The 18,697-nt window shown below is 70.4% G+C and carries 17 protein-coding genes; 13 read left to right on the top strand and 4 right to left on the bottom strand.

The annotated features are described in order from the left end of the window. The first annotated feature begins 2 nt into the window (after positions 1 to 2). Genes N4G70_RS17985 through N4G70_RS17970 form a run of 4 tightly spaced genes read left to right on the top strand, consistent with a single transcriptional unit; the run spans position 3 to position 3,905 of the window. A complete protein-coding gene (locus N4G70_RS17985; protein WP_261713665.1) occupies positions 3 to 854 on the top strand; it encodes an ABC transporter permease in 852 nt (283 codons plus the stop codon). Then, on the top strand, positions 830 to 1,636 hold the full coding sequence (locus N4G70_RS17980) for an ABC transporter ATP-binding protein (protein ID WP_261713664.1): 807 nt from the start codon (positions 830 to 832) through the stop codon (positions 1,634 to 1,636). The genes N4G70_RS17985 and N4G70_RS17980 overlap by 25 nt, the downstream gene beginning before the upstream one ends. Beyond that, complete coding sequence (locus tag N4G70_RS17975) at positions 1,633 to 2,976, top strand: LLM class flavin-dependent oxidoreductase (protein ID WP_261713663.1); 1,344 nt, start codon at positions 1,633 to 1,635, stop codon at positions 2,974 to 2,976. The genes N4G70_RS17980 and N4G70_RS17975 overlap by 4 nt, the downstream gene beginning before the upstream one ends. Positions 2,977 to 2,999: 23 nt before the next feature. Further along, on the top strand, positions 3,000 to 3,905 hold the full coding sequence (locus N4G70_RS17970) for a TauD/TfdA family dioxygenase (protein WP_261713662.1): 906 nt from the start codon (positions 3,000 to 3,002) through the stop codon (positions 3,903 to 3,905). 41 nt (positions 3,906 to 3,946) lie between these two features. On the opposite strand, the gene N4G70_RS17965 is transcribed toward N4G70_RS17970, so the two are convergent. The 4 genes from N4G70_RS17965 to N4G70_RS17950 form a co-directional block, all read right to left on the bottom strand. Beyond that, positions 3,947 to 5,284 carry a BTAD domain-containing putative transcriptional regulator gene (locus N4G70_RS17965; protein ID WP_261713661.1) on the bottom strand — a complete coding sequence of 446 codons (1,338 nt, stop codon included), beginning with the start codon at positions 5,282 to 5,284 and terminating at the stop codon, positions 3,947 to 3,949. A 176-nt stretch (positions 5,285 to 5,460) separates the two neighbouring features. Further along, positions 5,461 to 5,844: a nuclear transport factor 2 family protein gene (locus tag N4G70_RS17960; protein WP_261713660.1), complete on the bottom strand. Its 384-nt coding sequence runs from the start codon at positions 5,842 to 5,844 to the stop codon at positions 5,461 to 5,463. A gap of 55 nt (positions 5,845 to 5,899) precedes the next feature. After that, a complete protein-coding gene (locus N4G70_RS17955; protein WP_261713659.1) occupies positions 5,900 to 7,141 on the bottom strand; it encodes an MFS transporter in 1,242 nt (413 codons plus the stop codon). A gap of 61 nt (positions 7,142 to 7,202) precedes the next feature. Continuing rightward, positions 7,203 to 8,006, bottom strand: coding sequence for an aldo/keto reductase (locus N4G70_RS17950; RefSeq protein ID WP_261713788.1), 804 nt, complete (start codon positions 8,004 to 8,006; stop codon positions 7,203 to 7,205). A 183-nt stretch (positions 8,007 to 8,189) separates the two neighbouring features. Between N4G70_RS17950 and N4G70_RS17945 the strand changes: the two genes are divergently transcribed. The 9 genes from N4G70_RS17945 to N4G70_RS17900 all read left to right on the top strand — a co-directional run bounded on the left by N4G70_RS17945 (position 8,190) and on the right by N4G70_RS17900 (position 18,558). Further along, positions 8,190 to 8,795, top strand: a complete 606-nt coding sequence (locus N4G70_RS17945; RefSeq protein WP_261713658.1) for a TetR/AcrR family transcriptional regulator — start codon at positions 8,190 to 8,192, stop codon at positions 8,793 to 8,795. Between the two features lie 405 nt (positions 8,796 to 9,200). After that, positions 9,201 to 10,574 carry a phosphomannomutase/phosphoglucomutase gene (locus N4G70_RS17940; protein WP_261713657.1) on the top strand — a complete coding sequence of 458 codons (1,374 nt, stop codon included), beginning with the start codon at positions 9,201 to 9,203 and terminating at the stop codon, positions 10,572 to 10,574. A 98-nt stretch (positions 10,575 to 10,672) separates the two neighbouring features. Next, positions 10,673 to 11,647 carry a dTDP-glucose 4,6-dehydratase gene (gene rfbB, locus N4G70_RS17935; protein ID WP_261713656.1) on the top strand — a complete coding sequence of 325 codons (975 nt, stop codon included), beginning with the start codon at positions 10,673 to 10,675 and terminating at the stop codon, positions 11,645 to 11,647. A 79-nt stretch (positions 11,648 to 11,726) separates the two neighbouring features. Further along, positions 11,727 to 12,638 (top strand): glucose-1-phosphate thymidylyltransferase RfbA, encoded by a 912-nt coding sequence (rfbA, locus tag N4G70_RS17930; RefSeq protein ID WP_261713655.1) that lies wholly within the window; start codon positions 11,727 to 11,729, stop codon positions 12,636 to 12,638. After that, complete coding sequence (locus N4G70_RS37025; RefSeq protein ID WP_315904268.1) at positions 12,635 to 13,567, top strand: DapH/DapD/GlmU-related protein; 933 nt, start codon at positions 12,635 to 12,637, stop codon at positions 13,565 to 13,567. Before rfbA ends, N4G70_RS37025 begins: the two co-directional genes overlap by 4 nt. Further along, the gene (locus N4G70_RS17915; RefSeq protein WP_261713654.1) at positions 13,564 to 14,820 is read left to right on the top strand and encodes a hypothetical protein; all 1,257 of its coding nucleotides are present in this window, start codon (positions 13,564 to 13,566) and stop codon (positions 14,818 to 14,820) included. Before N4G70_RS37025 ends, N4G70_RS17915 begins: the two co-directional genes overlap by 4 nt. An 11-nt stretch (positions 14,821 to 14,831) precedes the next feature. Beyond that, complete coding sequence (locus N4G70_RS17910) at positions 14,832 to 15,386, top strand: hypothetical protein (RefSeq protein WP_261713653.1); 555 nt, start codon at positions 14,832 to 14,834, stop codon at positions 15,384 to 15,386. 60 nt (positions 15,387 to 15,446) lie between these two features. Then, on the top strand, positions 15,447 to 17,633 hold the full coding sequence (locus N4G70_RS17905; RefSeq protein ID WP_261713652.1) for a prenyltransferase/squalene oxidase repeat-containing protein: 2,187 nt from the start codon (positions 15,447 to 15,449) through the stop codon (positions 17,631 to 17,633). A gap of 130 nt (positions 17,634 to 17,763) precedes the next feature. Continuing rightward, positions 17,764 to 18,558: an amidohydrolase family protein gene (locus N4G70_RS17900; protein ID WP_261713651.1), complete on the top strand. Its 795-nt coding sequence runs from the start codon at positions 17,764 to 17,766 to the stop codon at positions 18,556 to 18,558. The last annotated feature ends 139 nt before the right edge of the window (positions 18,559 to 18,697 follow it).

Here is an 18,697-nt window from a genome sequence, read left to right as displayed (position 1 = left end):
CCATGACCACCACCGCGACCACCCCCCTCGTGCCCCCGCCATCCGCTGCGGCGGCGCATGCCGCCCGGCGGCCGAAGCGGCGCGCGCTCGCGCCCGGCAAGCGGCTGCCCGCCGCGCGGCTGATCGGGCCGAGCCTCGTCCTCGTCCTGTGGGCCGCGGCGTCCGCCGCCGGACAGCTGGACCCCGCCGCGATCCCGGCGCCCTGGACGGTGCTGCGCACCGCCGGGCAGTTGTGGAGCGACGGCACCTTGTCCACCGATGTGCTCACCTCGCTGGAGCGCGCCGCATACGGCTTCGCCCTCGGGCTCACCGCCGGAGTGGTCCTCGCGCTCGCGGCCGGGCTCAGCCGGGTCGGCGAGGCGCTGATCGACGGGACGGTCCAGCTCAACCGGGCCATCCCCACCCTCGGTCTCATCCCGCTGTTCATCCTGTGGCTCGGCATCGGCGAGACCTTCAAGATCGCGATCATCGCCATCGTCGTCTACATCCCGATCTATCTGAACCTGCATGCCGCGCTGGCCGGCATCGACCACCGCTATGTCGAACTCGCCGAAGTGCAGGGCCTGTCCAGGCTCCGCTTCATCCGGCAGATCGTCGTCCCCGGCGCCCTGCCCGGCTTCTTCGTGGGACTCCGGCTCGGCGTGACCGGGTCCTGGCTCTCGCTGGTCGTCCTGGAGCAGATCAACGCCACCAGCGGCCTCGGCTATCTGATGTTCCAGGCCCAGAACTACGGGCGCACCGACATCATCCTCGTCGGTCTGCTGATCTACGGCGTCTTCGGACTGGTCTCCGACAGCGCGGTCCGCCTCGTCGAACGGAGGGTGCTGTCATGGCGACGCACACTGGGCAACTGATCCCCGTCCGGGCCCCGGCGGTCCGGCTCGCCGGGCTGACCCGGTCCTTCGACGGACGCACCGTCCTCGACGCCATCGACCTCGACATCCCGGCCGGCCAGTTCACGGCCCTGCTCGGCCACAGCGGCTCCGGCAAGAGCACCCTGCTGCGCGCCATCGCCGGACTCGACCACCAGGTCACCGGCAGCGGTGAACTGGACGCCCCCGAGCGGGTGTCGGTGGTCTTCCAGGACTCCCGGCTGCTGCCCTGGCGCCGCGTCCTCGACAACGTCCTCCTCGGCGCGGACGGCAAGGAGGACGCCGAGCGCGGCCGCGCCGCCCTCGCCGAGGTGGGGCTCGCGGGGCGCGAGCGGGCCTGGCCCAACGAACTGTCCGGCGGCGAGGCCCAACGCGCCGCGCTGGCCCGCTCGTTGGTGCGCCAGCCCGAACTGCTCCTGGCCGACGAGCCGTTCGGCGCGCTGGACGCGCTCACCCGGATCCGTATGCACGTACTCCTGCGCGAGCTGTGGCAGCGCCACCGGCCCTCCGTCCTGCTCGTCACGCACGACGTGGACGAGGCCATCGTCCTGGCCGACCGCATCCTGGTGCTCGACCGGGGCCGCATCGGCGTCGACCTCACCATCGACCGCCCGCACCCGCGCTCGTACCGCGATCCGCTCCTCGGTGAGTACCGCGAACGCCTGCTCGCCGCGCTCGGCGTGACCGCGCACGAGGAGCGGCACCAAGACCACGCCCACCCGCAGGCCCCCCACCGGGCCCAGGACCAGGAGGCCCCCCAGTGACCCGGCGCCAACTCCACCTCAACGCCTTCCTCATGAGCACCGGGCACCACGAGGCGTCCTGGCGGCTGCCCGAGAGCGACCCGCATGCGAGCGTCGACCTCGACCACTACCGCGAACTCGCCCGCATCGCCGAGCGCGGCACCTTCGACTCGCTCTTCCTCGCCGACGGGCCGGTCCTGTTCAGCCATGTCGGTCAGCGCCCCGCCGGTGTCCTGGAACCGCTGACCCTGCTCACCGCCCTGGCGGTGGCGACCGAGCACATCGGCCTGATCGCCACGGCCTCCACCTCGTACAACTCGCCCTACAACCTGGCCCGCCGGTTCGCCTCGCTCGACCACATCAGCGGTGGCCGGGCCGGCTGGAACATCGTCACCACCGCGGGCGCCGAGGCCGCCCGCAACTTCGGACTCGACGACGAACCCACCCACGCCACGCGCTACGAGCGCGCCGCCGAATTCCTCGACGTGGCACTGCGGCTCTGGGACAGCTGGGAGGACGACGTCGTCGTCGCGGACAAGGCCGCCGGTGTCTGGGGCGACGACACCAAGATCCACCCGCCGCGCCACAAAGGGACGTACTTCAGTGTCGAGGGCGCGCTGAACATCCCCCGCAGTCCCCAGGGTTACCCCCTGCTCGTGCAGGCCGGCTCCTCGCGGGACGGCAAGGAGTTCGCGGCCCGCTCCGCGGAGGCCGTCTTCACCGCCCAGCAGACCCTGGGCGACGCACAGGCCTTCTACACGGACCTCAAGTCCCGGGCGCGCGCGGCAGGACGGGACCCCGAGCACCTCAAGATCCTGCCGGGCATCGTGCCGGTCATCGGCTCCACCGAGGCCGAGGCACGCGCCCACGAGCGGCTTCTGGAGGACCACATCGTGTACGAGCACGGACTCCACCGCCTCGAACGGCTGCTGCACGTGGAGCCCGGCATCCTCCAGCTGGATGCCCACCTGCCCGCTGATCTGCCTCCGGAGAGCGCCATCGAGGGCGCCAAGAGCCGTTACACGCTGGTCGTGGAACTCGCCCGCCGCGAGCGGCTCACCGTCCGCGAACTGATCGGTCGCCTCGGCGGCGGCCGCGGCCACCTCACCTTCGCCGGCACGCCCGAGCAGGTGGCCGACGCGATCGAGAGCTGGTTCGGCCTGGGCGCCGCCGACGGCTTCAACATCATGCCCGCCGTGCTGCCGTCCGGCCTCGAACTCTTCGTCGACCACGTCGTGCCGATCCTGCGCGCCCGTGGCCTGTTCCGCACGGAGTACGGCCCCCGGGGCACCCTGCGCGACCGCTACGGCCTGCCTCGCCCCGCCAACCAGCACACCGTCCCGGCCGACAGCCGGGTCTGACCGACGACCGAAAGGCCCCACCCATGTCCGGCATCGAGATCCGCAAGGTCACCGCGCACATCGGCGCCCAGGTGTCCGGCGTCGACATAGCCAAGCCGCTCGACGAGGAGAGCGTCGCCGCCCTGCGGGCCGCCCTCAACGAGCACAAGGCCCTGGTGTTCGACGACGTCGACCTCGACGACGAGGGCCAGCAGGCCTTCGCCCGCCACTTCGGCGACCTCACCACCGCCCACCCCACCGTCACCGCCGTCGCCGGCGCGCCCAACGTGCTCCCCGTCGACAGCGAGCGCGGCCGCGCCAACCACTGGCACACCGACGTCACCTTCGTCCTCAACCCCCCGCAGGCCAGCACCCTGCGCAGCATCACGATCCCGCCGTACGGAGGCGAGACCCTGATCGCGAACGCGGCCGCCGCCTACCGCGGTCTGCCCCAGCCGCTGCGGCAGTTCGCCGACACCCTGTGGGCCGAGCACACCAACGACTACGACTACGCGGTCCCGGAGGAGGACGTCGACGCCCAGAAGGCCGAGCAGCGCGCCCAGTTCACGTCCATCGACTTCCGTACCGTCCATCCGGTGGTCCGCGTCCACCCGCTGACGGGTGAACGCGGCCTGTTCATCGGCGGGTTCGCGCAGCGCGTCGTCGGACTGTCGGTGGCCGAGTCCCGCAAGGTCCTCGACCTGCTCCAGGCGTACGTCGTCCGCCCGGAGAACATCCTGCGCTGGCGCTGGTCCCCCAACCAGCTCGTCCTCTTCGACAACCGGATCACCCAGCACTACGCCATCGACAACTACGACGGGCTGCCGCGCCGCCTGAACCGGGTGACGGTCGCCGGAGACGTACCGGTCGGCATCGAGGGCAAGCAGAGCTACTCGATCGCGGGGGACGCCTCGCACTACACGACCGTCGCCCCGGTGCCATCGGCGTAGCGGGCGGCGTCACCGCATGGCCGGCGGCCGAGAACGCCGCATCAGGCCGCCGGCTCCTGGGGTGAGGTGAGCAGCACCACGCGGAGCTCGCCGTTTCCGTGCGGGGTCAGGATGTGCGACACCACCTCCACCGGTTCCGGAGTGAGGTGGGGGAGGTGGAGGGTGTAGTGGTGGCCCTCGCGCGTCGCGACGTCCACCGTCTGGTCCCGGACGGTGGTGGGGAGCGAGTCGGCCCCCGACAGACCAGCCCTGAGCGACCGCAGGGTGGCGTCGTCGGGGTTCTCTCGCAGCGCGCGGTCGATCATGCCGAGATAGACCGCCGCGTGGTCTTCCCAGTCACCCAGCACGCGTCTCGCGGACGGGTCGGTGAGGGCCCATCTCATGAGGTTCGCGTCGGGGCCCTGAAGCCATGGGAACCAGCGGTTCATCGCCTGATTGCGATGAATGATGTTCCAGTACTTGTCCGACACGTAGGCGGGATTCGGTTCCTGACCGCGCAGAAGTTCTTTGATCCACACAGGTATCTTCGGAGTGTGCTGGGGGGCGGTCGTGCGCTCGGTCGGCTGGTGGGGAACCGGCCGCGCCGACTCCCCGTTCACCATCTGCTCCAGTTTCCGATAGGTGTCCTGAAGCCGTTGGGACGGCGGTACGCCCAGGGACTGGGCCAGGACCTTGCGCAAGTTGCTGTATTCATTGAGGGCTTCGAGAGGGCGGCCGTTGTCGGCGAGCAGCCGCATCAACGTGTCCCACAGGCGTTCCTGCAAAGGGTGTTGGGAGATCTCTCTTCGGATCTTCGCTATCACCGTGGAAATGGGCAGCTCTTTCATGGCGAGGCGGCACCACGTTTCCAGTGCGTTGAGGCGCTCCTCGTGCAGCGCGACGGCCTCATTCGCGAAGGGCTGGCCGTCGAGGCCGTCGAGAGCCGGTCCGCGCCAGAGGTCGAGCGCGCCGGACAGTTTCTCGAAAGCGGCGTGATGGTCACCCGCTTCGATGAGTTGATGGACATCCTGGATCGAGTTCGTCCACACGGTGAGGTCGAGCTGCTGCGGGGCCAACGTGATGCGGTAGCCGCCGAGTTCCGTCGTGATGAGATCGCGCCCCCCGGGCAGGTCCCGCCGTAACTTCGACACGATCTTCCGGATCTGCTCCATGGCGCTGTCAGGTTCTTCTCCGCCCCAGACCGACTCTATGAGGCGGTGGTTGGGGATCGCGCGCGGTGAGGCCAGAAGGAGGTGGCACAGGACCCTGCGTGCCGTTTCGCCGCGGAGCGGGACCGGTTGGTCGTCCACCAGGATTTCCGGGACGCCGAGAAGTTTCACCTGGATGTCGTGCGATGTGAGTGGTGCCGGTGCGCTTTTTTCGAGAACGGTTTCGATCATGTGTCTTCAGCCTTCCAGGAAGTGTGGCGAGGCGAGCAACGCTGGTCCCCCGACATTCCAGCTCTCTGATCGGTATCAGTGCGAAAAAGATCGAATTGCTACGTGGCGAAGTGGCGCCGCGGCAGCCGTCGAGGGTGGGAACAGCGAATTCGTCGCGTTCCCACCCTCACGACTTGTTAGAGCTGAGCCGCGAACACCGCCCGGTTGAAGTACGCCTTGGCCTCGGCGATCAGACCGTTCTCGTCGATTTCGTAGACGTTGATTCCGGACCAGTTGACGGGCTTGCCGTCGACGGAGACCGCGGCACCGCGCCAGGAGACGGCGACGGAGTTTCCGACGGTGTGCGCCTCCAGCGGCGTAAGCCCGAGGAAGGGGTCGAAGTTCGGGATGACGGACTTGATGAAGGCGCGGATGGCCTCGCGTCCCTCGATCGGGTCCGTGCCGACCGGGTCGTGGAAGGTGGCGGTCTCGGCGAAGGAGTCGGCCCACGCGTCGGCGTCACCGGCCTGGGAAGCGGTGAAGAACTGAAGGACGGACTTGGGCATGGCCGGGAAGGTCACGGTTGTCTCTTTCTCTCTTGTCTTTCTTCGGACGCGGCGGGAGGCCTGACGGATGTCAGGCGGTGGCTCCCGCGTGGCGGAGGTCGTAGCGGCGCATGGCCGGAAGGGCGAGGAGCCCGCACAGGGCGAGCAGGGCCTGTACGGCGCAGACACCGGTCCAGCCGTACGAGCCGTAGCAGGCGCTGGCCAGGGCCGCCGCGATGGCGCCGCTGAGGAAGACGGCGACCATGTAGACGGTGTTGGCCCGGCTGCGGGCCTCGGGCAGATAGCTGAAGATGCGGGCCTGGTTGGCGATCTGGCTCCACTGCACGGCGACGTTGACCAGGAGCACCGCCGCGATCATGAAGGCGAGGGTGCTGCCGCCGAGGGCGTAGGCGCCGGCCGAGACGAGCGCGAGGACGAGCGCGGCGGTGATGATGGGGCCCGCGCCGCGGCGGTCGATGAAGCGGCCGGCCCAGGGAGCGGCGAACGCGCCGGACAGGCCGAGCAGTCCGAAGAGTCCGGCGGTCGCGCTGCTGTAGCCGTACGGCTCCTGGGTGAGGACCAGCACCAGCGTGGTCCAGGTCGCGCTGTAGGCCCCGAAGAGGGTGCCGTGCAGGACGCAGGCGTGCCGCAGTGCGGGCTCCTGGCGCAGCAGGCGGGGCAGGGAGGCGAGGAGCTGCCCGTACGGCATGCCGGTGCGGGGGCCCTCCTTGGGCAGCAGGAGCAGCGTGACCAGACCGGTCAGCGCGGTCAGTACGGCGGCCAGGATGTACACCGCGCGCCAGCCCAGTGCCTCGCCGACCAGACCGCCGATGACACGGGAGCCGATGATGCCGGTCATGAGGCCGATCTGGACGTTCCCGACGACGGAGGCGCGGCGCTCGGGCGGGGCGAGTTCGGAGGCCAGCGGCACCAGGACCTGCGGGATGACGGTGACGCCGCCGATCAGTGCGGCGGCGGCGGCCAGCACGGACAGCCCGGGCGCCGCGGCCGCGAGGAGCAGCAGGACCGTGGTGACCGCGATCATGGCGCTCAGCAGGGGCCGGCGACGGCGGACGTCCCCGAGCGGCACCAGGAAGAGGATGCCCGCGGCGTAGCCGAACTGGGCGCAGGTGACGACGACTCCGGCGGACGCGGAGGAGATGCCGAGCCCCCGGGCGAAGAGTTCGAGCAGCGGCTGGGCGAGATAGACGTTGGCGACCGTGGCACCGCTGCAGATCGCCATCACGAGGAAGAGGAGCGGGCGCACGGGCGGGGTGGCGGGCGGGCCGACTGACGTCTTGGCCTGCGCGGAGGCGGTGTCCGAATGCGACATGGGGAGTCCTTGGAGGCGAGGGGACGGTCAGGCAGAGGGGCCGAGCCCCCTGTCCTGGTTCTCAGCGGTAGAGCGCGGCGATCGCGGTGCGCTGCTCCTCGTCGAGCAGGGGCGCGGAGCCCGCGGCGGTGTTCGCGATCAGATGCGCGAGGTCGAGGGTCGCGGGCACGGTGACATCGACGCGCGGGTCCGAGAGCCCCCAGCGCAGCAGGGCCTCGGAGGCCGTAGTACAGCCGGTCTCCTTCGGCGGCACGGCGCGCCGCGAGGAGGACAGGAGGCTTCCCTCGGCGAAGGGCCGCATCACCATCACGCCGATGCCGAGCTCATCGGCGAGGGGCAGGATGCGCTCCTCCATGTCGCGCTCGACCGGGTTGAGCGGAATCTGGATGACGTCGAAGACGCCGGTGCGCATGGCTTCCTCCAGCTCGGCCGCCGTGCCGCCGCCGAAGGCGCGGTCGCGCCAGTAGGTGAGGCCGAGCTGGCCGATCTGGCCGCGCTCCCGCTCCTGCTGCATCCACTCGGCGTGGGTCCGCCAGCCGATGAGGTGGTGGAGCTGGAGCAGATCGACGCGCCCCTGGAAGAGGTGGAGCTGACGCTCGAACTGCCGTCGTCCGGTGTGCCGTTCACCCGCCCAGATCTTCGTCGCCACATAGGCGCGGTCACGATGGTCGCTCAGTGCCCGGCTGAGGACCTCCTCGGCCCGGCCGTACACCGGCGCGGTGTCGAAGACCCGGACACCGTTTTCGAGCGCCAGCTCCACGACCTGACGGGCGAGGTACTCCTGTGGCCGCGGGAGATCGAATCGACGCCATGTACCTAGGCCGACACAGGGGACCTGGGGTCCGATATGGCCAAGTCGACGCATGTCCATAGCCGTTGACCTCACTTCCGGGTGCTCGGGAGGGCTACGCTCCTGTTCTACATCAACCAGTTGGTTTAAATCAACTGGATGGTTTAGTTCCGGGCCGCGTCCGCTCGTCGCCGCTGGTGGGCGGGGGGAGGGGGTGGCTCGCATGTGACACTTGCCGGACGAGGAAGGAGCTGCCGGGTGAGCTCGCGATCAGAACAGACGAGGAACCGGATCTACCAAGCGGCACTGGAGGAATTCGCCCAGTACGGGGTCTCCGGTGCCAGGGTCGACCGCATCGCACGTGAGGCCAAGGCCAACAAGCAGGCCATCTACCTCTACTACGACGACAAGGAGAAGCTGTTCACGCTCGTCCTGGGCCGGGCCCTGGAAGAGCTGGCGGAGGCCGTGCCGGCGCCCGCCGAGTCGGACGACATCGCCACCTACATCGACCGGCTGTTCACCTATCACAAGGAACACCCGGCCATCCTGCGACTGCTGCTCTGGGAGGCCCTGGAGCATCCCGGCGTGCCCGTCCCGGACGAGGCCGCCCGCACCGAGCACTACCAGCACAAGGCGCACGCGCTCGGGAAGGCCAGCGGTATCGGTGGCAGCACCCTGCCGGAGCTCGACCCACAGGCCCTGCTCCTGGTCTTCACCGCGCTGGTCGGATGGCCGCTGGCCATTCCTCAGGTCACTCGCATGATCATGGGCGGTGGCCCGGAGGCGATGGACCGCATCAAGGCCGCCTCGATCGCCGTCGCCCAGGCCGTCACCGGCACCGCGCAGGAGCCGGGCCCGGCCTAGAGGCCGGTATTCGCCCCCGGGAAGGACGCCTCCGGGCGGCCCGAGGGCCCCGTGTGCCGGGCCCGGTCGCCGATCGCGCCGCTCACGATGTCGCCGATTCAGGCCATCCTCCACGCGCTCGCCCGCCACACCCCTCCGTGGCAGGAAGCGTGGAGTTCCGGTACGGCACAGCCGCCCGGCGCCGTAACCGGGCGGCCGTGGCGACGCGGCAGGGCCGCCCGGCGCCTCCACCGCGACCGGATCCGAGGGAACAGAACCGGACGCCGGCCGACCCGACGGGAGCGCGGGGTCTTGACGCCCTTGGCGTCGGTGTCAACCCCTTGAGGTATTTCGGCGGTAGGAGAAAGGAAGGAGCCTTTGCTGTCATGAGGTGGCCGGTGAGCGACTACCTCTGGAGCTAGGGCAATGGCGGATCTGTCACGGATCTTCAAGGCGTATGACGTACGCGGTGTCGTCCCCGACGAGTGGGACGACACCGTGGCGGAACTGCTCGGCGCCGCCTTCGCCGAACTCACCGGAGCCACCTGTGTCGTGGTGGGACACGACATGCGCCCCACCTCTCCGGCGCTCTCCCGGGCCTTCGCCCGGGGCGCGGTCTCCCGTGGCACCGATGTGGTGTTCATCGGGCTGTGCTCCACGGACGGGCTCTACTTCGCCTCCGGGTCCCTGTGCATGCCGGGTGCGATGTTCACCGCGTCGCACAACCCGGCGCGCTACAACGGAGTGAAGTTCTGTCTGGAAGAGGCCGCTCCGCTCAGTGGGAACCTGTCGCTGGAGACGGTCCGGGCGCTCGCGGAGCAGTGGGCCGAGAGCGAACCGCCCGTGTCCACGCGCCGGTTGGGCACCGTCGTCGAGCGTGAAGTGCTGTCCGACTACGCCGACTTCCTGCGGGCCACGGTCGACCTGTCGGGCATCCGCCCGCTGAAGGTGGTCGTGGACGCGGGGAACGGCATGGCCGGCCTGACCGTGCCCGCCGTGCTTCAGGGGCTGCCCCTGGACGTGGTGCCGCTCTACTTCGAGCTCGACGGGACCTTCCCCAACCATCCCGCGAACCCCCTCGACCCCAAGAACCTCCTCGACCTCGTCCAGAGGGTGCGGGAGGAGGGCGCGGACCTCGGGGTGGCCTTCGACGGGGACGCCGACCGCTGCTTCGTCGTGGACGAACGCGGTGAGGCCGTCCCGCCGTCCGCCCTGTGCGCCCTGATCGCCGACCGCACGCTGAAGCAGTCGCCCGGCGCCACGGTGATCTACAACCTGATCACCTCCAAGGCCGTACCGGAGATCGTCGCCGAAGCGGGCGGCATCCCCGTGCGGACCCGGGTCGGCCACTCCTTCGTCAAGGCCGAGATGGCCCGTACGGGAGCGGCCTTCGGCGGCGAGCACTCCGCCCACTACTACTTCCGCGAATTCTGGAACGCCGACACCGGCATGCTCGCGGCGCTGCACGTCCTGCGCGCGCTCGGAGAGCAGAGCGAACCGCTCTCCGCGGTGAGGTCGCGCTACTCGCGCTACCACGCGCTCGACGAGACCAACTACCGCGTCGAGGACCCGGCCGCCGTCATCGCCCTGATCAAGGAGCACGCGGCCGGCCTCTTCGAGGACCCGGTCACCTTCGAGGAGGTCGACGGCCTCACCGTCACCTCCGCCCACGGGTGGTTCAACCTCCGCCCCTCCAACACCGAACCGCTGCTGCGCCTCAACGTCGAGGCCGACACGCAGGAACGCTGTGTGCGGGTCCGAAGCGCCATCGAGGGCCTTCTCCTGCCGCACCCCGCGTAACACCCCTCATCGCGTCCCGTCTTCGCCCTGCCGGACTTCGCGGCCCTTGGGGTCCGCCCGCGGGGTCACGCCCTCCTGAGGAATCGAGGAGCTCAACCATGCACATCCTGGTAACAGGCGGCGCCGGATTCATCGGCAGCAACTACGTACGCAACCTGCTCGGCGGCCAGTACGGCACGGACATCACCGGCGTCACGGTCCTGGACAAGCTGACCTACGCCGGCAACCTCGCGAACCTCGCCCCCGTGTCGAACGATGCGCGACTGCGCTTCGTGCAGGGCGACATCGCCGACGAGGTCCTCGTCCCCAAGCTGCTCACCGGCGTCGACGCCGTGGTGAACTTCGCGGCCGAGACGCATGTGGACCGCTCCATCGGCAACGCGTCGGAGTTCGTCAGAACCAACGTGCTCGGCACGCACACCCTGCTGGAAGCGGCGCTCCGGGCCAACACCCCGCGCTTCGTCCACATCTCCACCGACGAGGTGTACGGCTCCATCGCCGAGGGGTCGTGGACCGAGGAGCGCCCCCTGGAGCCCAACTCGCCGTACTCGGCGGCCAAGGCCGGGGCCGATCTGCTGGTGCGGTCCTACGCCCGCACCCACGGCATGAACGTGAGCATCACCCGGTGCAGCAACAACTACGGGCCCTACCAGTTCCCGGAGAAGGTCATCCCGCTCTTCGTGACGACGCTGATGCGCGGCGGGACGATCCCGCTGTACGGCGACGGCCTCAACATCCGGGACTGGCTGCACGTCGACGACCACTGCCGGGGCATCCAGCTGGTCCTGGAGAAGGGGCAGCCCGGCGAGGTCTACAACATCGGCGGCGGCCGGGAACTCACCAACCGGCAGCTCACCGAGATCCTCCTTGCGGCCGCCGGGGCCGACTGGAGCTCCGTACGGCAGGTGCCCGACCGCAAGGGCCACGACCGCCGCTACTCGGTGGACCACAGCAAGCTCCACGCCCTCGGCTACGAACCCCTCGTCACCTTCGAAGAGGGCATCGCGGCGACCATCGCCTGGTACCGCGAGAACACCTCCTGGTGGCAGCCGCTCCTGGACAACGCCGCCTGAGCACAGGCGCTCCGCACCGTTCCACTCCCACGGCCCGGCCCACCGAAGCCGGCCGTCACTTCCAGAGGAAGGACCGAACATGCGCGGCATCATCCTCGCCGGCGGGTCGGGCACCCGTCTGCGACCGCTGACCAGCGTGCACTCCAAACAGCTCCTCCCCGTCTACGACAAGCCGATGGTGTACTACCCGCTCGCGGTGCTCATGCAGTCGGGCGTCCGGGAGATCCTCATCATCTCCACCCCGGCCCACCTGGAGATCTACCGCGAACTCCTGGGCGACGGGCACAAGTTGGGCATCTCGCTGGAGTACGCCGTCCAGGACGAGCCCAAGGGACTGGCCCAGGCGCTCATCATCGGCCAGGAGTTCATCGGCGACGAACAGGTCTGCCTGGTCCTCGGCGACAACATCTTCTACGGCCACCGGCTCCCCGACATGCTGCGCGAGGAGGCCTTCCGCCTCGACGGCTGCACCCTGTTCGGCTACCCGGTCGGTGACCCCGAGCGCTACGGCGTCGCGGAGATGGACGAGGACGGCAACATCGTCTCCCTGGAGGAGAAGCCGCTCCACCCCAAGTCCAACCTGGCCGTGACCGGGCTCTACATGTACGACAACGAGGCGGTCCGCCGCGCGATCGCCCTTGAGCCCTCGGCGCGGGGCGAGTTGGAGATCACCGACCTCAACCGCACCTTCGTCGACGAGGGCCGGGCCCGTCTGGTCAACCTCGGCCGCGGCTCCGCCTGGTTCGACACCGGCACCCACGACAGCCTCCTGGAGGCGGCCACCTTCGTCCAGATCCTGGAGAAGCGGCAGGGCATCCGCATCTCCTGCCTGGAGGAGGTCGCGTACCGCATGGGGTACATCGACCACGAGCAGCTCGCCCTCATCGGCAAGGAACTCTCCGGCTCGTCGAGTTACGGGCAGTACGTGATAGATCTCGCGAGACAGGAGGCCGCGGAGCCCCTCTCGCTGACCCCGCGCGCCGCCGCATGAGCACCTCGCTCGGGCATCCGGCACGCACCGACGTGCCCGCCTTCGTCGAAACCGGCGCGGCCACACTCAACTCCCGTTTTGGCAACGGCAGTTGGGTGCGGTACGGCGCCGAGATCATCGACAGCACCCTGGAACAGGGCGTCTTCGTCGGCTTTCGTTCCCGTGTCCTGTCCGCCTCCATCGGGCCCGGCACCATGGTCGCCTCCCTGGCCACCATCGGAGAGCGCGGCGGCGACCGCGTCACCATCGGCGCCGGTGCCTGGATCGCGGCGCGGGCCGTCGTCGCCCCCGGAGTCACCGTGGGCGACGGGGCCGTGGTCGCGGCGGGAGCCCAGGTCACGGCCGACGTTCCCGCCGACGCCATCGTGGTGGGCCGCCCCGCCCGGATCCTGCGCCACCGGCAGGTGACGGAGGACGGGCTCCCCGACATCAGCCCGATCGTGTCCATCGTCCGGGCCCGCACCAACAGCGGTGCGGCGACGCTTCCGGACGGCTGGCGGGTGGGGCCGGGCAGTCTGCTCGACGCCGCGTTCACAGGCGGCTCGGACGTCGTCATCGGCGGCGGGCTGATCGCGCTGGGCCGCCCCGACGGGCCTTCCCCCGCGGGAGGGGTGCGCGCGGCCGACGGCGTACGCATCGGTGAGCGGGCGACGCTGGAGGGCGGCGGCGGCATCGACATCGGTGCGGGCACCGAGGCCGGCGCACGGTTGCAGATCCTCTCCAGCGGCCACGACCTGAACCGCCGTTCACTGCCCTGGGAGGCCGGAGCCGTCTCCATCGGGTCCCGGGTCCGCATCGGCCACGACGTGACGATCGTCGGCCCCTGCCACATCGGGGACGGCGCCCACCTCACCGACGGGGCCGTAGTCCTGGGCCATGTGCCCGCCCACAGCACCACCTCCGGAGTCCTGGAAGGAAACCGCCCATGAAGATCGTCCTGGCCCCCAACGCGACCGGCTCCGGCCACAACATGCGCACCCTGGCCCTGGCCCGGGAGATCCGCGCCCAGCGGCCCGACGCCGATCTGACGGTGCTCCTGGCCTCGCTCCAGTCCACGTTCGCCCCGCTGTTCACCGAGGCGGGCGTGACGGTCGTCGACCTCGCCGGCCGGCAGGTGAACTACGCGACCAAGAGCAACCTCACCCGGCGGATGGACTGGGCGGGCTACATCGGCGGCTATCTCGCGCCCGCCTTCGTCAACGGCGAGCGCATCCTGCACTATCTGGCGCTGTACCAGGAGCTCGCTCCCGACCTGGTGGTCAGCGACTACAACATGTCCGCCAGCATCGCGGCCGGCATGTCCGGCGTCCCGCACGCCCTGGTCACCGAGCGGTACGACTTCACGCTGTGCCAGCTCGACGACGAGACCCTCGTCGCGGGCGGCTTCGACATCGACTCCGAGGACCTGCGGCGGGGCCGCAACGCCCTGCACATGGTGTTCGACTGGATCGTCAACAGCGCCGAAGTGGTGCTCACCGACAAGCCGTTGGTCGAGGAGCTCGACAAGGGAACCCCCGTGGCGGAGGCGCTCGAAGCCGGGCACGCCGTCTTCACCGGCCCCATGGTCCGCGACATGCCCTCGCTGCACGACGGCGCCAAGGTCCGCGCGGACCTCGGGATCCCCGAGGGGCCCATCATGGTGGGCTCGGTCGGCGGCACCACCATGTTCCTGGAGAACAAGCAGCGGGTGATCGAGGGCTACCTCCAGGCGTACGAGGTGCTGAAGCGGGTCCAGCCCGACCTTCAGTTCGTCCTGCTGGGACGCGAGCGCGTCGACGCCCCGGAGTCGGTGATCCAGCTCGACTACCTGCCCGACTGGATGCCGCTCCTGCGGGAGGCGAACGTCCTGCTGTCCGCCCCCGGCTGGATCACCGTCACCGAGATCGCGGCCATGCGCATCCCCACCGTCTTCGTCCTGGGCAGCCTCGGCGAGTACCACGAGGTGGAAGCGGCGCGCCGTCTGGAGCTGCTCGGCTTCCCGACGCTCATCTCCCCGACGGCGGAGGGCCTGGTCGAGACCCTGACGCCGATGGTCACCGGGCGCCCCGACGGCGGCCTGCCCACGCCGGGCCAGCTCGCCATCGCGCCGAACGGATCGGGCACCGCCGCCGCCGCCGGCCACCTGATAGCCGCGGCGTCCCGAGCCGCCGGCGGCCGCCGGCCGGTCCCGGGGCGAAGGTGAGCGCGGGCACCATGACCACGCTCGGCTCGGCGGCGACCCGCATGCTCCTGGCGAGCGACGGGTCGACCACCCTCCTGCTGGAATCCCTGCTCGACCAGCCGCTGTCCGTCCGGGTCACCCGCCAGCGCACCGTCGTGGCGGGCGACGCTCCCGAACGGGCCGCGACAGCCCTCGGCATGGGGCCCTGCGCCCCGGTCGTGCACCGCTCCTCGGAGCTCGTGACCGACGACGACGAGGTCGTCAGCCTCAACACGGTGGTCTTCGCCCGGCCCCCGGCCGGCTGGTCGGGCTCCTCGGACGACTCCGTCCCGCTGGGCCGCCGGCTGCGGAGCAACCAGACCCTGCAGTACCGCAGCCTGCTCTCCTCGGGCGGCGAGGTGTGGCCGGGCGAGGGGCGCGGCCTGCCGTGCGCGTTCAAGGAGTACCTCATCCACTGCGAGGACGGCAGCCGCCTCTACGTCCACGAACGCTTCAACCCGTCGTATGTCGCGGCCCCCGGATCGCTGCCGGCCGGTACCCCGGCGCACGCCGCCCGCTTCCCCGGCAGGCGACGCGACGCCGCCTGAGCCGTACCGGTCGTCGCCCCCGCTCTTTCTTGTTCCTCTCTCACCGCATGGAGACTTGTTGTGACCAGACCTCCCACGCTGCGTACGTTCATCGTCCAGAACTTCCTCGACGACGCCGCCCACATACCCGCGGTCCTCGGCCGGGACAGGAGTGACTCCGTCACGCCGGACCGTACGCTCGGCGACGCGGCCCTCGCGCTGCTCGTGCTGCCGGAGACCGGCGGGGACGAGGCGCTCACCCGGAGCCTTGTGACGTCGCTGCGCGGTTTCGAGGACGGGGACTTCGCGGGCTTCCACGAGCTCCTCGACATCACCGGCACCCCGCACCCGGTGGGCGATGTGCGCACCCCCTCGACGCAGGCGCTCGCCCTGTGGGCGTACCACCACGCGGGCGAGATCCTCAAGGACACCGCGCTCGTCCAGGAGGCGCGTTCCCGCTTCCGGACGCTCTTCTCCTCGGTGAGCGAGGGGCAGTGGCCCGCGCTCCTGCACCGGGACGGCAGCACGGTGATCGACGGGTCCGGCTCGCTGGAGCAGGTCGCCGTCCTCACCCTCGCCGCGGACGCGCTGCATGACGGATCCGAGGAGTGGGACGCCCAAGTCACCGCTGCCGCATGCCAGTTGGAGAAGTTCCGCTCCGCCGACGGCTCCTGGGCGTATCTCACGGCGCGCGGCGCGAGCGACACCCTGCAGGGATACCGGCTGCGCGCCAGTTCCCTCGCGGTGCTCGCCTGGTGCCGGCTCCACGAGCGGGGTCTTGCGACGGCGCTCGACCACGCCCGGGCCACCCTGCACCACACCCAGGCCCATCTGCACACCCGCGGCCGCGGCTTCTGGGACCGTGCCGACGCGGCGTCCCAGCCCAAGGTCGACGCCCTGGTGTCGCGGTACGGCAAGCCGGACTCCCCGTTCCCCGCCAAGCTCATGGGCGACCACGCGCTGCTCGCCCTCGCGGCGGACCGCCTGTTCGCGATCGACGGTGACGAGCAGGCCAAGAACCTGTCCGCGCTCGCCCACGACGAGCTGTCCCGGTACACCGACGGGGAGCGCGGCGGGGTCTTCCACGGGCAGGGGAGCTGGTTCTCCACGCCGGTCGACCCCACCGTGCCCCTCGCCCGCCACGTCATGGTTCCGCCGCGCACCGCCGGCGCGTTCTCCGTGGGCAACACGGCCTACGTCCCCTTCCACGAGAAGCACGCCGAGACCCAGCTCCTGGCGCTCGCGGCCCAGGGCGACCGGCGGCCCGCCGCGGTCCCCGCGCCCCCGGCCGCGCCCGCCCTGGAGCACTGGCCCCTGGAACGGGACCTCAGCTATGTGTCCCGGGCCCCGCTGTCCGACTCCGACATCGACATCCCGGCCTATCTGGACTGGCTGCACTCCACGTCCTCGGGCCTGGGCTACGGCCTGACCCCCTACCGGGCCCCGATGGGACTGAGGTCGGACCGCACCGCCCAGACGTTCTCCGTCCTGCACGTGGTGTCCGACCTGATGGCCCTCGACGTGCCGATCCCGCACAGCGACAAGCTCCTGGCGGGCGTGTACGCCACCCAGAACCCGGACGGCGGCTTCGGTGAGCAACCCGGCCTGCTGTCCGAGTCGTTCACGACGTACTGCGCGGTCCTGACCGCCACGGTCCTGGGCGGCACGGACTACGACACGCAGAAGTGCGCCGAGTTCCTCACCGCCTGCCAGCACCCCGAGGGCGCCTTCGGCAACGCCCCCGGATACCCCGGGGACGCCTGGCACTCCAACCTCGCCACGCTCGCGCTGCTGGCACTCGGTCACCGCCCCGCCCGCGAGGACGACCTGGTCGCCTACTTCGTGAACTGCCAGAACGCGGACGGCGGGTACGGCAACCAGCCCGGCCACCCCTCCGACACCTTCGCCACGTTCCGGGTCGTGGACACCCTCATCGCGCTCGGCCACCGCCCGCCGCGCGTGGAGGAGACCATCGCCTGGCTGCGCGGTCTCCAGACCGAGGCGGGCGGCTTCCGCTACCGCGAGTCGGGTCCCGAGAGCTTCGTCGGCTCCTACCACGCCATCGCCTCGCTGTACGTGATGGGTTCGGAGCCCGCCGACACCGCGGCCTGCCGCGCCTGGATCGCCGCCCGCCAGACCGCCGACGGCGGGTTCGGGCGCCTGCCCGGCGGCCCTTCGGAGACGACCGACGAAGGGTTCATCGCCATCCAGGCCCTCCACATGCTGGAAGGCAAGCTGAACCCGTACTGGGCCGTGATCATGACCTGATCCCCCCCCCGAACGGCCGGCGGCGAGGGCCCCCCTTCCCTCTCCGCCGGCCCCCCGCGCCCGACCCCAGGTGGCCCCGCCGCGCCGGCGAGGCCGCCGTCATCAGACCCAGCACGAGGAGAGACACACGATGATCATCGACTGCCACCAGCACGTGGTGCTGCCGACCGAGACCCAGCTCCAGTCGATGGACGAGGCCGGCATCCACCGCACCGTTCTGCTCTCGACGCTTCCGCACATCGAGCGGGCCACCGACCTCGCCTCGTTCAAGCAGGAGATGTCCGTCCTCGGCAAGGTGCTCCAGGGCGACGCCGACGGACGCGAGCGTCCCTCGCAGGAACTGCGCGAGGCCCTCGCCATCGGCGGGGACCGGTTCCTGCCCTTCGGAAAGGTCCCGGTCGGGCTCGGCTACGAGGACACCGTCAAGGCGCTCCAGCAGGAGGTGCTCGACCCCGGCTATGTCGGCGTGGGCGAGCTGACCTTCGGCTCCGACCAGGCGGCGGCCGTCGAACCCGTCCTGCGCGCCGTGAGCGAGGCGGCCGACGGCGGCCGCGCCCTGCCCGTGCTCGTGCACGGCTTCGCCCCGCAGACGGCCGGGGACATCCGCACCACCGCGGAACTCGCGCGCACGTACTCCTCGGTGCCGGTGATCATCGGCGTGCTCGGCGGACTCAACTGGCTGGAGACCATCGAACTCGTCAAGGAGATCCCCAACCTCTATCTGGACCTGGCCTCGTCCTTCGTCTCCTGGGCGCCGCGACTCGCGGCCGCCGAGGTGCCGGAGCGCTGCCTGTTCGGCTCCAACACGCCGTTCGCCGACATGTACACCAACCGTGTGCTGATCGAGCGCCTGGTTCCGGACGCCTCGGTCCGCGACCGCGTCATGGGCGGAAACCTCGCGGAACTGCTCGGCCTGGAGGGCTGACGGCTCCGGCCGCCGCCCGGCGGGCAAGTCCCGTCGGGCGGTGGCCGGTTGCGTAGAACATGGCCAACTCCCTTGCCCTGCACGGGAGTTCGGTCGGTGGATTCCATGCGGACGCGCAGGCCGAGCCGCTCGGCAGGCG

The sequence above is a fragment of the Streptomyces sp. ASQP_92 genome (genome assembly GCF_025399895.1).
Classification (GTDB): Bacteria; Actinomycetota; Actinomycetes; order Streptomycetales; family Streptomycetaceae; genus Streptomyces.
Note: the sequence above shows the minus strand (reverse complement) of the source record. Positions and strands in the feature narration are given on the sequence as shown.